Here is a 14,233-nt window from a genome sequence, read left to right as displayed (position 1 = left end):
ATTTATTATTGGCGTCGCGCAATAATGGTGAAATAACCGATGCGAAAAAGCAACGGCCTCGAAGACGTGGCAAAAAGAGAAAATTGGATAGACTTTGGTGAGGCCCTAGCAGAAGCGGTCGAAGACCCAATAAAATATGACCTGCGCTCGTCTTCGGAGGTTCTAAATTCGGTAGCGGAACTAAGAGGGAAGCGGGCTCATACCCTGAGAAACCCACTCGAAGCATACAAGTGGTTAAAAAAGAGATTTCCTGACGTAGAAAAAGAGAGACCAGCTTGGCTAGGTATGACCCTGGTCATGTTTTTGATGAAAATAGAAGAACTAGATCCGACTACTGCTGAAAGGCTCGCGCCTCAGGTCTTCGGCGGACAAATGAGACAAGTCGAGCTAAAGGCCGAGTTCGACCGACTCCGACAGGAGCGAGCAGAAAAACAATCGGATGCAGATCTTTCAAAATTATCCTCTCCTCAACGCGCGCAAATTTTTGACCAAACTGTTTTCTCTTTCCTCAGGCAACATGGACACAAGATGTTTGGATCCGAGAACGCCGTGCTCAAAGACGGAAGAATCTTGGGTTCGCTGTATCCAGATTACGTCATTGAAGTTAACGGAAAGCCCAAAGTAGCAGTCGAAATAAAAGCGCACAGGACAAGAGTAGAAAGACAGTTCACAATAAACACGCTGGGCTATTTATGGCTCCTAAGGAGGCTCGTACCTGAGGCACTATTGGTTGTTCCTCAAGACTCCGGTTACGACCTTAGGCAGCTAGCAAAGCTAAGAGATGAAATCGGTCTTGATGGAATTCGTTTTGCGACGTTACCGGAAGCTGGAGCCAAGCGCTTTGAAGACTTGGTGGTTCAGGAGTAAGCAAAAGCACCAAGCGGACATGTGCAACCTGAAGGCAGGGTAGGAAGCGGACTTTCGCTATTGGTGCCGCCTTCAAAGCACAGAATTGGCTAAACGGCCGTTTGGTGTACAGAGTCTGTTTACATAGTGTCAGACGGTTTCTCGGAGATATCGCGCGTCACTGCGACTACGATCTTACCGTCAGTGAGATCCTGATTTACTGCTGCACACTTCTCTTCCACCAGCCAAACGAGTTGTTCGAAGTTCACCACTTTGCCAGCGACAGTCTTGCGGAAGGCGCTTCTTTTGACCTTATTGGTCTTTTTATCCTTCACCGCATTCCTCGGACGCGAAGCATTTACGAGAACATATATGCCAGTGTGAGATGAAGCTTCGAACAGATACTGATTTGAGAGCTGCTCATCAGGAGTGGCGACCAATTGATCACCTTTCCAATGCGCCATGTCGGCAAGCTTGATCTCAACTGATACCTTCCCCAAAACGTCTACTCTCGAATGCAACCTGAGATCAGGTCGCTTCTCACCAGCGACTTCTTGTTCCCTGATGACCGTGTAGTAGCGCTCCCCTACCTCTCTAAGTCTGGCGGCTAGCCAATTTCTCAAGTCGCCTTCTTTCGCTTCGCCACGCCTGAAAAATGCGCTTTCATCATCGTCGGACGTGTGTAGCCGCTCGAGAAGCGTCTGAAGATGCGTTAGGCAAAGCTTCCTGAACTCTTCCACATTCGCCGGTGGCTTAGATTGATCGTTGAGGAACTGAATTGCTTCATCAGGAGAGAACTCGGGCCTTCTCCCGGCTCCTCGCTTCATCAGTTCGATCTGATACAAAAACGTATCTCGGTAGCTCGAAAGCGCCTTTGCTTTGGCCAGTCTGCCAAAAGCGCTAACAGCGTCGGATGTTTGAAAGGCCGCCAACATATTTGTGAAGTTTCGCCTGTTGCTCTCAGCATGGTCCTCTTTACCTGGCGAGTACACATCCTCATGCTTCAAATCCTTCTCCGGAGGCCATACCAAGTATGACGCCTGAACCAACCACTCTAGAAGACCTGCATCATGCTTATACTCGCCCCGCACTGGGTTCGTTCCTTCCTCCAGAGCAGGTTTATATCCCTCGCGACCCAAGTATTCGAAAAACAGCGCCCTCTGCCCGGTGCTTCGGAGATCACCAAAGGTCGAGACCAACACGCTTCTAGCGGCGCTTGAGTTCGCGTTCATAAGACCGTCAAGCCAAACCCAAGCCTCTCTGAAATCAAACCGGGTCAACGCCGCTCGATAGCCCGAGGCAAGGAACCTTGAAAGCGGGCCTTGTTCGACAGAGTGCGCGCGGGCCACGATGTCTAGACAGAGCATTCTATCACGACGGTTCTTTGGAAGAGCACGCATCATCATCCGCAGGAGCATCGGCGCCACCAAGCTTCTAGTACGGACACCAGAGTAGGCGATTTTACTCACGCAATCAGACACGTGGTGATCATCGTCACCTCGCTCAGTCATGAAGTCCACCAGCAGCGCAGCTTTGATCTCAGAGCAAAATTGGCTTGGGAAAATTTGTGCTAACTCATCAACCCATTCGGGAAAGCTGCCCAACTCATGAAACGCATAGCGGAAAGCCTTGCGTGCAAGGTCGACATCACCGGGCAACTCTCCAAAAGTGTAATCCAAATTGATGCCAGCTAGGCCGATGTGGCCAAGATAATTTCGTCTTTCAGCGTAACTCGTATCGTTGGCCTTCCAGTACTGCCGCAGGCCATCGCTGAATACCTGCGCGATCTTAGACCCGTATTCCTCTTGGACTGCGCGGATCGTCCCTGTCCCAAGATCGTTTGGAGCCTTATCGAAAAGCCAAATCGCATTGCTGTTATCAAACTCACCAGCAGCAATGCTCTTTCGGTTATTCGAGATGAATTTTCGATTTTTTCGGGCGGTTCTCCATGACTGAACGGCTTCCTTCTTGTCCCAAAACCAACTTTGAGCGTCATAGCGATATTTATGTTGGAAGCGAGATTTTGTTCGAAGAAACCAACCGCGGATGCCGAATTGTCGCCGCTGATCGTCGTTCCCATATTTTCTCAAATAGTTTCTGAACTCACCTAACGCATTCCTATGCTCTTCCCCTCGAAGCTTCCCTAAAATGGTATTTGAAAGGTCAAGTAAGAACACTCGCTCATTTTGATCGGAGGCCTTTGATGCGAGTTCGCAAAAGTGGGACACATCGCACTGATCGAAAACGTCTCCATTTTCCTCCTTATCATCAAATTCCAAAGGGTAGACCGCCCCAAACGGAACGCGGTGCCGCTGAACTTGATCAGAAAACAGTGTTACTCGTCGTTGAACGAGGGCGTGTTTGACATCCGGTCGCGCTCGAAGGCTGCTCGCGAGCTTCTTTGTAGGCGCTTTGCGGCCAAATACGTCGATCCTGTGGTCTTTGCCCATCGCTATCTCGATAGCATCAAGTAAGTCTTCATCGTCTGGGTGTAGCCCCTCATCACCTAACAACTCAGAAGCCAAATAGACAATGGCGGGCACAAACCTTCTATAGCGAGCCGAAGCATCGGGCATTCGGTAGCGGTTCTCGGATCGGCCGGTAAGTGCAAAGCGCAGCAATATTGACAGCCACAATTGCTTTTGGGGCCGCGGCAGGTCCTCAAGTATTTCGATCAAATACTGAGATGTTGCGGATGAATAGTTAGAGCGCTCTCTGTGAATTCTCGAAAGAATGGCAATCCCGTCGAGCAAGTTGGCTTCGCCAAAGCTGTACTTCAATGCCTTCAACAGGAACATATTCCAGTTCGGAGCAGAATCCGTATCCTCGGCGTCCGGCGGCGGGGTTGTCAGGACTTCTGACAGTACATCAGCACGAAAAGACTCATCACCTATTTCATCGAGGGCAGCACATGCTTCCGCTTTGCTACGATAGCCAATTTCTGAATTTCCAACATATCCCGCTAATTTGGCTGCAAGCGGACCCATCTGACCAAACCGAGCGACCTCTATCAAAGAATCAGTCAATTCAGGAGAACCGGATTGGTCCAGAAGTTCGTCGACTATGGGCCACAAGTCAGAGTGCGTGAAGCGCCTTACATCATTATGATTGAACCACTCACCTCTGTATCGACGGTCATCATACAGACGAGCTTGACTGCGTAGCGCGACTTCCTTGTCGCCGACAGAAAGCGCCTTTGGATCTCCAGTCTCGATGAGCAGTGCCGGTCTCACACTCGCCACAACCGCCTTTGCTGAGCTATTCAAGGCCGCCAACCAGCCCATGACGTGCTCTGTTGACTGTGGGATCGACCGACGCCCAAGACCCTCGGCAAGAAGTGGCGCGATTGTTTCTTCGGAATGTGCTCTTGCTCGCAAGCTTTCGTCGAAGTACTCAGCAGCGAGGAAGTCCCGTATCTCCCGATGCGCGAACCTGATGCGACCCCCAAGAGATGGCTGAAACAGCCCGCAAGCGAGCAACTGACGAACCTCTGTAGGTGTCCAAGCTTCCACATCTGTAGACAGAATATTTGCTGCATTCATGGCATCGCCTGCCGCCAACGGTAGGACGGAAAAATCCTGTTTACCTGACAAAACCACGAAGGCTGCAAGTTTTGCTACAGCCTTGCGTGCCCGGTGAATGTCAATGTTCAATCGATCTTTGTTCTCAGATCGCCCGAATAGCCGCCACGTAACCAAATCACGCATGACTTGAAGTCTTGATTTGAAGACGTCATCGGGGGAGCGGCCTTCATCAATGGCTTTTTCCCAAACATCTAAGAATAGGTGCGCGTCTAACGGTTGCTGGATTAGACCGGTAGAAAGATGGGCGTTCACAGACTTGATAAAGTCCGAAGGCTTCACTTCGCGAGAAATAGCTAGCTTCTCAATGTCCTTAGTCACCAGCGGTGCTAGGCGATAGATCCTGTGTGTTGGGCCGTCTGCCCCTAGGTCCTGTTTGGCATTTCGAGTCTGTTTTATGAAACGAGTTAGACGTCTTACATCGCCATCCCCAAGCCACTCGCTTGGGCGACTGGTAATCAAAACATGCAAGGTTTCCTCTCGTCGCCCGACTTCCTGAGAGACAACGTCGAGGGCCTTTTCCAATGCACTTTCATTGCGTGAAGACGGCAAGCGTGCCTCGTCGAGAGCGTCAAAAAATAGGAATCCGCCCTTCTTTGACCGCTTCCATTTTTTAAATCGTTCAACTTGGTTTTCCAGTTCGAAGTCGAATGAGCCGACCAAGTCCCCATCTTGTAGAGTTTCCAAGCGCAACAGAAATGCGTCTTGCCCTGCCGCGACGAGTCGCATCACTTGCTGCCGAACTTCGGTTGTTTTGCCTGAACCAGCGGTGCCAAGGAGAATAGAAACATCGTTCGAGAGAATTTCTTCCCACGTTTTCCCCATCTCGTGCGTCGCGAGTGATGCCCATATGTTTTCAGATTCGTTCTCGAAATCGTCAGTGGTGACTTCTAAAAAACGTCGGGACAAGGAAATATAATCGGCGGCCAACTAATTTACACTCTCTTGCATCGCTAATTTCCGGGTAGTCCTAATACTACCCAGGGTGGTTGTCGCTTTCAGACCTAAACCAATCTGCCAATGGGGTGATCCGCTCATCATTTAGAACCGAAATTGTGGTTTTGTTGGCTTCTGCTCGAACCATCTGCCCCGCGAATTTTGGTAAGCCCGGTGGATAGTATGCTTCTGACAGCACGTCACTACTGCGAGTGAAGTAGGTCGCCTTGCCGTCCGCGAAAACCACCAATGCAACACCTGCGCTCGCTGCAAACTCAACAGCACCACGCTGAAATCCCGAGGTAGAGAACACTATGGATTTTTGAGCGCCAATTGCTTGGGCTTTTGCGTGAACGCCCAGAATAGCGTCTCGGTTTACTGGCCGTCTGTGCGTTTTGCACTCGATCAGGACACAGACTTTTGTACCCCCAAATATCTCGAACTCTGCCCAGCCATCAATGCTGTATTCGCCACCATCGCCATGTATCTTTTTAAGGTGACTGACAGTGAACCCCTGAAGCTCTCGCCCCGCGGATTGAAGCCAAGAAACAACTTGTTTTTCATAGTCTTCCGGCGTGACCTCGACGGGACTATTGGGGTTCCATCTCGGATTGGTTGCGGCTTTCAACAATCGCGTCCTCATAGAATTAATCTTTGACGGAGTATGTCTAGCATCGTGTGTGACAACAAGGCCGTCTGCCAGTGCGCTGAGCTATATCGATCAATGTCCGCTGTGTGAGCTGCAAGCTCAGAATCTAGTTTTGGTGGTATGGGCCGTAGCTAGACTTTTCGAAGTCTGCTTTCTGCGCGTCGCAGACGTTCGCGAGAATCCAAGCAAAAAGGCCGCATGGAACCCAAGGTTCCTTAGGGAGGCCCTTTGCGGGATTGAGCAACGCAAAGGACCATAACCGCAACGACTACTCCAAAAACTGATTGAATTCACCGCTAGGGCAGACAATCGCTCAGCGCAAAACTATGGGAAAACTACGCAAACTTATGGGGTGCGCGAAGTGTTATGCGCAAACCTACAACACCTCAGAAATCCAGGTTTTCCACACTCAACGCGTTCTGTTGGATGAACTCACGGCGGGGTTCGACCACGTCGCCCATCAGCTTAGTAAACAGATCATCCGCTTCGACCAAGTCATCCACGCGCACCTGCAACAGCGTCCGGGCGTCCGGGTCCAGCGTCGTTTCCCACAGCTGATCAGGGTTCATCTCTCCCAGACCCTTATAGCGTTGCAGCGAAAGACCTTTTTCGCCCTCTTCCAGAATGGCGCGCAAGAGGTCCAGCGGGCCATGGATGTCCTGACTGCGATCGCGGCGGACCAACGTGGCGGGGGTGTTATAAATCTCCTGCAGACTTTGCGTGAAACTGCCGGTCTTGCGCGCCTCGCCCGAGCGCAGCATCGGGCCATCCAGCGTGCGAACTTCTTCCACGCCGCGTAAGATACGTGCCAGGCGGATGCCGTGATCCTGTGTGATACGACCCTGCCAGCCGCGTTCGTATTCCAACGCGATCAGGTCGAGGCGCGCGGCTACCTTGTCAGCCACACCTTGTAGGTCGGCATCGACAGCACCAGGTACAAAGGCCCCGGCCACGGCGGCCTGTTCCAGAATGTGACGCGGGTAGTGGGTCGGGAAGGCGTCCAGCACGCGTTTCAACTGGCGTGCTTCGTCCACCACACGGGTTAGGTCCTGCCCGATGATTTCCTCGCCCGAGCCCAGTTTCAGCACCGCTCCTTCGACCCCCTGGTTGATCAGATAGTCGTCCAGCGCGGCTTGGTCCTTCAGGTAAACTTCTGATTTACCACGTGAAACCTTATAGAGCGGAGGCTGTGCGATGTAGAGGTATCCACCTTCAATCAATTCCGGCATCTGACGGTAGAAGAAGGTCAACAGCAGTGTACGGATGTGTGCGCCATCGACATCCGCATCGGTCATGATGACGATCTTGTGGTAGCGCAGCTTTTCGATGTTGAACTCATCGCGGCCAATGCCGGTGCCCAGCGCCATCACGAGGTTTCCGATTTCCTGAGACGACAGCATCCGGTCAAACCGAGCGCGTTCGACGTTCAGGATTTTCCCGCGCAGGGGCAGAACGGCCTGAGTCAGACGATCGCGACCGGTCTGGGCCGAGCCACCCGCCGAGTCACCCTCGACGAGGAAGACTTCGGTTTTGGACGGGTCTTTCTCGGAACAGTCTTTCAACTTCCCGGCCAGATAGTTCACATCCATCGCCGTCTTGCGTCGGGTCAGTTCACGCGCCTTTCGGGCCGCTTCACGGGCCAATGCGGCCTCGATGATCTTACCGACGATCCCTTTGGCCTCGTTCGGGTTTTCCTCGAACCACTCGGCCAGCTTTTCGTTCATCAAGCCCTCAACCGCAGGTCGTACTTCGGACGAAACCAGCTTGTCTTTGGTCTGGGACGAGAATTTCGGGTCAGGCACTTTGACCGACAACACACAGGTCAGACCTTCGCGCGCATCGTCGCCGGTGAAGCTAACCTTTTCCTTCTTCGCGATCCCGCTTGACTGGGCATAGTTGTTGATCGTCCGGGTCAGAGCGCCCCGGAAACCCGCCACATGGGTCCCGCCATCCCGCTGCGGGATATTGTTGGTAAAGGGCAGAACCGTCTCGTGGTAGCTGTCATTCCACCACATCGCGATTTCGACGCCAATATCGTCCCGCTCGCCCTTGATATAGATCGGTTCGGGCATTGCCGGGGTCTTGGACCGGTCGAGGTATTTGACGAATTCCTTGACGCCACCCTCATAGAACAGTTCGGTCTCCAGCCGTTCGGCAGGGCGTTCGTCGATCAGGATGATGCGCACGCCCGAGTTCAGGAAGGCCAGCTCACGCAGGCGCTTCTCCAGCGTCTCAAACGAGTATTCGAGGTTCGAGAACGTATCGGTCGAGGCCAGAAAGCGCACCTCGGTCCCGGTGCGGTCGCCGCATTCACCGACGACTTTCAGGTGCTCAGCGGTCTCGCCACGCTCAAAACGCGCTACGTGCTCTTTGCCCGCGCGCCAGATGCGCAGCTCCAGCCATTCGGAAAGAGCATTCACAACCGAAACGCCCACGCCGTGCAGGCCGCCCGACACCTTGTACGAGTTGCTGTCGAACTTACCGCCCGCGTGCAGCTGGGTCATGATGACCTCGGCCGCCGAGACGCCCTCTTCGGGGTGAATATCCACCGGGATGCCACGGCCGTTGTCACTGACCGAGACGCTGGAATCGGCGTGAATTTTCACGGTCACATGGTCGGCATGACCGGCCAGAGCCTCGTCAATTCCGTTATCAACGACCTCGTACACCATATGGTGCAAACCCGAGCCATCGTCCGTATCCCCGATATACATACCGGGACGTTTGCGAACTGCCTCTAAGCCTTTGAGAACTTTGATGGAATCTGCGCCGTATTCTTGGGGTGCCTGTGCGTCTTCGGACATGCCGTTAGTACCTATATTATTTTGGTAACTTATACGTTTTCTGGTGGGGAATGTCACGCGCTCCCCCAAGATTTTGTGGTTGAGATCCGATTTATCTGCGGATCAAAGCCGATCGAGGTCTGCCGCGATATCAGCTGCAATTTCGGCGGCGTTGACGTCATCCCGTTCGGCCGTCAATCGCAGGCCCAGAAGATCCGACTGATAGCGCGCAGCAAGGCGTTCTGGATCGTGATCGGGACTGATCTCTCCGGCCTTTTGGGCGCGGCGAAACAGGTCTGCGAAACAGGATTTCATAGCGATCATGTGCGCGCCTGCCTGGCCGGCCAGATCGTGATCCTTGGCCTGCAACTCGGCGTAGGTCTTGGCCAGCATACAAGCTTTGGTCGGCAGGTCGGAGGCCGCAATCACGCGAAAGGTCTGCGCCTTGAGCGCCCCGAGCGGCCCCAGCTCTTCAGCCAAGGTCAGCATGCTGGCAACCCCGTCCTGCGCGTAGCGCTCTAGCGCCAGCGCATAGAGGGCATCTTTCGAGCCAAACGCCGCATAGAAACTACCCGGCTTCAGCTTCAACTCGCGCTCAAGGTCCTTCAGCGACGTCCCCGCCCAGCCGTGACGCCAGAAGATATCACGCGCCTGCGCGATCAGCGCGTCTCGGTCATATGCGGGTTTGCGGGGCATTGGATCACCAATTCTTGAGTGCTTGCTCAAATATATACTTGAGTGATCGCTCAAGAAACCCTAAATACGACTCATCGCGCCAGAAATCAGGAGTTTTGACATGGCCAACTTCCCGTCTCACGACCTCGAATCCGCCCCAGAGGGATCCAAACCGCTGTTGAAGAAATCGCAAGCCGCCTTTGGCCGGCTGCCCGGTCTGCACAAGGTGATGGCAGAAAGCCCGCAGCATCTGGAAGGCTATCAGGTTCTGCACGGCCTCTTCCTGCAAACCGATTTCGACAATGATGAGAAAACCGTGGTTTGGCAGACCATCAACGTTGAAAACGAATGCCACTACTGTGTCCCCGCCCACACCGGCATCGCCAAAATGATGAAGGTTTCGGACGAAATCACCGAGGCTTTGCGCAACGAAACCCCGCTGCCGAAAGCAGAGTTAGAAGCGCTGCGCACCTTCACGCTGCAGGTGATGGAAACCCGCGGCAACCCGACCGAAGAACAACTGCAGGCGTTCTTTGACGCAGGCTATTCGCACCGCGCCGTTCTGGATGTTGTTCTGGGTCTGGCGCAGAAAACCATGTCGAACTACGTCAACCACATGGCCAAAACTCCGGTCGATCAGGTCATGCGCGGCTTCCTGTGGGAACGTAAAGTGGGCGAACCGGCCTAAGCCGACACGACCGAGCCCTCATCGCCTTCGGTAACAACCAGCGTTTGGGCCCGGTCGCCCAATTCCGCAAACAGCTCAGGCCCGGTGCCCGTCATCCAGGCCTGAGCGCCCAGCGCACAGATCTCATCATAGAGCGCCGCGCGTCGCTCGGCATCCAAATGCGCAGCCACCTCATCCAGCAACACAATCGGCGGCGCGCCAACCATCCCCGCCAGCGCCCGTGCGTTTGACAGGATCAGGGACACCAGCAACGCCTTCTGCTCACCCGTGGAACAATCCTTGGCCGGAACCCCTTTGGCAGCGAACACCCCATACAGGTCCGAGCGATGCGGCCCGACCAGAGTCCGCCCTGCTGCAAGATCGCGGAAACGGCTTTCGCTCAGCGCCTCGCGCAGATCATCCGCTGTCTCGGGCATCGCGCCTTCCGTTTGAATCAACTCCAACTCGGCTGAAGGAAACGCCGTTTCGGCCTGATCCTGCGCGGCACGCAAATGATCCAATGCGGCAAGACGCGCCGCATGAATCCGATATCCTGTCTCAGCCATCTGACCTTCCAAGGCCGTGTACCAATGGGCATCCCGGACCTGATCTTTAAGCAGCCGGTTCCGCTCACGCATGGCCTTTTCGTAGGTCAGCGACGCCTCGGCATGCGCAGGATCAAAGCTCAACGCGATACGGTCCAGAAACCGCCGTCGCCCCTCGGCCCCTTCGATCCACAGCCGATCCATAGACGGGATCAACCACACCAAGCGCGCGAGTTTGCCCAGATCAATCTGACTGGAAGCCTTATCGTCACTGCGAACCTGGCGCGCCGCGCCGCCTTCGGACCATGTCTCGATCTCATACCCCCCGCCCTGCGCACTCAGCAGGCCGGACAGTTTCCAGCCCAAGGCCTCGGGTCGCCTGGTCATCTCCGCCGCACTGGCCCGCCGCATCCCTCGACCGGGCGAAAACAGAGACACTGCTTCAAGGATATTGGTCTTCCCGGCCCCGTTCGGCCCATGTATGGCAACCGGGCGCCCATCCAAAGACAAACGCGCCAGTTTGTGAGACCGAAAATGCGAGACCGTAAGCTCGGTCAGGGCCAATCCCATGACCCCTCCCTTCTTCTGTTCAAAAATACCTCCGCCGGAGGCATCGCGCGCCAGCGCGATCAGACGCGCATCGGCATGACAACATAAACCGCACTCTGATCATTGCCTTCGCGCATTAGGGTCGGGTCGCCCGCCGAATTGAACATGAACACCGCGTTTTCGCGATCCACCTGCGACGCAATCTCAAGCAGGTACTTCGCGTTGAACCCGATCTCCAACCGCTCATCGCCATAAGCGACGGCCAATTCTTCCTCAGCCGCACCACTATCAGGAGCATTGACCGACAGTACCAGTTTGTCCCCGTCCAGCTGCAGCTTCACCGCGCGTGACCGCTCGGACGAGACTGTCGCCACGCGATCTACGGCCTGTGCAAATTCGGCTGCGTCCACCTCAAGCTTGCGGGTGTTCCCTTGCGGGATAACGCGTGTGTAGTCGGGGAAGGTGCCATCAATCACTTTTGAGGTCAGAGTGATATCGGGTGTTGCAAAACGGACTTTGGTTTCGCTGACTGAAACTGCGATATCCATCTCGTCATCTTCCAGCAGCTTTCGCAGCTCGCCCACTGTTTTGCGGGGCACAATCACGCCCGGCAAATCCGCAGCGCCATTGGGCAGATCCGCATCAATACGCGCCAGACGGTGGCCATCGGTGGCCACACAGCGCAGCACTTTGCCACCCTCAGCCCCATCCGCCACATGCATATAAACACCGTTCAGGTAATACCGGGTTTCTTCTGTCGAAATGGCAAACTTCGATTTATCAAACAGCCGGCGCAGCAGAGCCGCCGACGCGGTAAAGTTTGACGCGTATTCCGACGAGGCCATCACCGGAAAATCCTCTTTCGGCAAGGTCGCCAGCGAGAAATTCGACCGCCCGGCCTCAACCGTCAAACGACCTGCGGCACTGTCGGCTGTCAAGGTAACCAGAGCACCATCAGGCAGTTTGCGTACAATTTCATGCAGCGTTGTCGCAGCCACCGTCGTCGCGCCGGCCTTCTCGACCTGTGCGGGGGCTTTGTCGACAACCTCGATATCCAGATCGGTGGCGCGGAACTGAACCTGATCCCCTTCGGCCTCGATCAGCACATTGGCCAGTATCGGGATCGTATTCCGGCGTTCGACAACAGATTGGGCCTGTGAAACGGCCTTGAGAAGGGTGCCGCGTTCGATGCTGATCTTCATACCCTCAATTCCTCTGACTTGCGTGCCGAAATGGGCGGGACTGGCACGTTAGCGGTTCCACCCTGAGGCACAAGGATTTTTTACGGATTTCTGGGTCGGAAAACCCATTCGGTCAAGGGGCGCGTGCGCCGCCAAGTACAGTTCACGCGCGACCGTGGGCAATACCGCACAAGAAAACGCCCCGGACATCACATCCGAGGCATCGTTGACAGGTTATGCCTTAGACCTCAGGCTTCCAGCGCGCGGCGCAGCATTTCAACGTCTTCCGCGATCTGGCCATCGGTGACTTTCAATTCTTCGATCCGCTTCACACCATGCATGACCGTGGTGTGGTCGCGCCCTCCAAACCGGCGCCCGATTTCGGGCAAAGACCGACTGGTCAATTGCTTGCATAGATACATCGCCACCTGACGCGGGCGCGCGTACGAGCGCAGCCGTTTAGGGCCAATGATGTCCGACAAACGGATGTTGTAATAGTCGGACACTTTGCGTTGAATCTCTTCGACCGTGATTTTGCGTTCCGAGGCGCGCAGCACGTCAGCCAGACAATCCTGTGTCAGTTCCATGTCGATCTCACGCCCGACCAGCGAGGCGAAAGCGAACAGACGGGTCAGTGCGCCTTCTAGCACGCGCACATTGGTCGAAATGCGATGCGCCAGAAACTCCAGCACGCCATCGGCAATGACCAGATCGGGATAGGTGGCGATATGCTGCTGGACCTTGTTCTGCAGAATGCCCAGACGCAGCTCGTAGTCGGTCGGGTGCAGATCGACAACCAAGCCACATTGCAGGCGCGACTTTACCCGGTCTTCCAGATCCTTGATCTCACCCGGTGCGCGGTCAGCCGAGATGATGATCTGTTTGTTCTGGTCTACCAGCGCATTGAAGGTATGAAAAAACTCTTCCTGAGTGGAATCCTTGCCCGCGATGAATTGCACATCGTCCACCATAAGCACATCGACCGAGCGGAACAGATGTTTGAAATCCATCATCCGGCGTTCGCGCAGGGCCTGCACGAAACGATACATGAACTGTTCCGCTGACAGGTACAGAACATTCAACTCAGGATGCTTGGTTTTCAGCTCCCATGCGATGGCATGCATCAGGTGTGTCTTACCCAGACCAACGCCCCCATACAGAACCAGCGGATTGAATGTGACGGGACCGCCTTCTGACACGCGGCGAGCAGCGGCATGAGCCAGTTCGTTGGGCTTGCCCACCACGAAACTGTCAAAGGTGAAACGCGGATCAAGAGGCGCGGCTTGCATCGAATCCAACGCCTCTTGCGCGGCCTCCGAGCGCGGCGCTGCAGGGGTGGCGGCAGTCTCAGGCGCTGCCTCTTCGACCACTGGTTTCGCGACCGGATTCGGACGCGCGGGGGTATTTGCAGCAACGCGGAAATCCAAACGCTGAACAGACTCTCCCGAGGTGTTCAGTTCGTACAATATCAGGTCGGCAAAATTCTGACTGACATAGTTGCCCATGAAGTTGGTCGGTGCAGAAAACACCGCGACACCATCTTGCAACTCTTCAAACGTCAGAGGTTCAATCCAGGTCGTATAGTTGTTCCGGCCAATTACCTTAATCAACTTGTTACGCAGTAGTCCCCATTTCTCTTGTGTCATTCAGCGCCTCACGCATCCCATTCTTTATTGGCCTGTCGGCCTTATTCATACGGAACCGGTTTCCCGGCTTAGGGATTCACCAAGCAAAAGGGTCAGGTGCGTCAAACCGTATGGTTCGACGAGGTCGTCACCGGAGTGCAACGACGCTCTGGTTCAGTCGGCTGGCAATAATTAA

The 14,233-nt window shown here is 54.7% G+C and carries 9 protein-coding genes; 2 read left to right on the top strand and 7 right to left on the bottom strand.

The genetic code is table 11. The features are described from left to right. Positions 1-39 precede the first annotated feature (39 nt). Positions 40-867, top strand: coding sequence for a hypothetical protein (locus tag ACR0JE_RS14125; RefSeq protein WP_480864606.1), 828 nt, complete (start codon positions 40-42; stop codon positions 865-867). Positions 868-986: 119 nt separating this feature from the next. On the opposite strand, the gene ACR0JE_RS14120 is transcribed toward ACR0JE_RS14125, so the two are convergent. From ACR0JE_RS14120 to ACR0JE_RS14105, 4 genes are all read right to left on the bottom strand, one after another. After that, complete coding sequence (locus ACR0JE_RS14120; protein ID WP_480864605.1) at positions 987-5,357, bottom strand: NACHT domain-containing protein; 4,371 nt, start codon at positions 5,355-5,357, stop codon at positions 987-989. Positions 5,358-5,403: 46 nt separating this feature from the next. After that, positions 5,404-5,994 (bottom strand): restriction endonuclease, encoded by a 591-nt coding sequence (locus tag ACR0JE_RS14115; protein ID WP_480864604.1) that lies wholly within the window; start codon positions 5,992-5,994, stop codon positions 5,404-5,406. A 404-nt stretch (positions 5,995-6,398) separates the two neighbouring features. After that, on the bottom strand, positions 6,399-8,816 hold the full coding sequence (gene gyrB / locus ACR0JE_RS14110) for a DNA topoisomerase (ATP-hydrolyzing) subunit B (protein ID WP_480864603.1): 2,418 nt from the start codon (positions 8,814-8,816) through the stop codon (positions 6,399-6,401). Between the two features lie 102 nt (positions 8,817-8,918). Further along, positions 8,919-9,491, bottom strand: a complete 573-nt coding sequence (locus tag ACR0JE_RS14105; RefSeq protein ID WP_480864602.1) for a TetR/AcrR family transcriptional regulator — start codon at positions 9,489-9,491, stop codon at positions 8,919-8,921. Positions 9,492-9,591: 100 nt separating this feature from the next. Here ACR0JE_RS14105 and ACR0JE_RS14100 point away from each other — a divergent pair, with 100 nt between their 5' ends. Continuing rightward, complete coding sequence (locus ACR0JE_RS14100) at positions 9,592-10,158, top strand: carboxymuconolactone decarboxylase family protein (protein ID WP_480864601.1); 567 nt, start codon at positions 9,592-9,594, stop codon at positions 10,156-10,158. Here ACR0JE_RS14100 and recF read toward each other — a convergent pair. The 3 genes from recF to dnaA all read right to left on the bottom strand — a co-directional run bounded on the left by recF (position 10,155) and on the right by dnaA (position 14,058). Beyond that, entirely contained in the window at positions 10,155-11,252 is a 1,098-nt protein-coding gene (gene recF / locus ACR0JE_RS14095; RefSeq protein ID WP_480864600.1) for a DNA replication/repair protein RecF, read from the bottom strand. The two genes, ACR0JE_RS14100 and recF, sit on opposite strands and share 4 nt — an antisense overlap. Positions 11,253-11,311: 59 nt before the next feature. Further along, positions 11,312-12,433, bottom strand: coding sequence for a DNA polymerase III subunit beta (gene dnaN / locus ACR0JE_RS14090; RefSeq protein ID WP_480864599.1), 1,122 nt, complete (start codon positions 12,431-12,433; stop codon positions 11,312-11,314). A 227-nt stretch (positions 12,434-12,660) separates the two neighbouring features. Beyond that, positions 12,661-14,058 carry a chromosomal replication initiator protein DnaA gene (dnaA, locus tag ACR0JE_RS14085; protein WP_480864598.1) on the bottom strand — a complete coding sequence of 466 codons (1,398 nt, stop codon included), beginning with the start codon at positions 14,056-14,058 and terminating at the stop codon, positions 12,661-12,663. Positions 14,059-14,233 lie beyond the last annotated feature (175 nt).

Source organism: Ruegeria sp. H3, from assembly GCF_056533095.1.
The sequence above is the reverse complement of the archived record's forward strand: the minus strand, read 5'-3'. Positions and strand labels throughout refer to the sequence as shown.

Bases quoted from the DNA above. Each gene is read 5' to 3' on its own strand.
- ACR0JE_RS14125 (WP_480864606.1), top strand. From the start codon at position 40: ATGCGAAAAAGCAACGGCCTCGAAGACGTGGCAAAAAGAGAAAATTGG.
- gyrB (WP_480864603.1), bottom strand. From the start codon at position 8,816: ATGTCCGAAGACGCACAGGCACCCCAAGAATACGGCGCAGATTCCATC.
- ACR0JE_RS14105 (WP_480864602.1), bottom strand. From the start codon at position 9,491: ATGCCCCGCAAACCCGCATATGACCGAGACGCGCTGATCGCGCAGGCG.
- ACR0JE_RS14100 (WP_480864601.1), top strand. From the start codon at position 9,592: ATGGCCAACTTCCCGTCTCACGACCTCGAATCCGCCCCAGAGGGATCC.
- recF (WP_480864600.1), bottom strand. From the start codon at position 11,252: ATGGGATTGGCCCTGACCGAGCTTACGGTCTCGCATTTTCGGTCTCAC.
- dnaN (WP_480864599.1), bottom strand. From the start codon at position 12,433: ATGAAGATCAGCATCGAACGCGGCACCCTTCTCAAGGCCGTTTCACAG.
- dnaA (WP_480864598.1), bottom strand. From the start codon at position 14,058: ATGACACAAGAGAAATGGGGACTACTGCGTAACAAGTTGATTAAGGTA.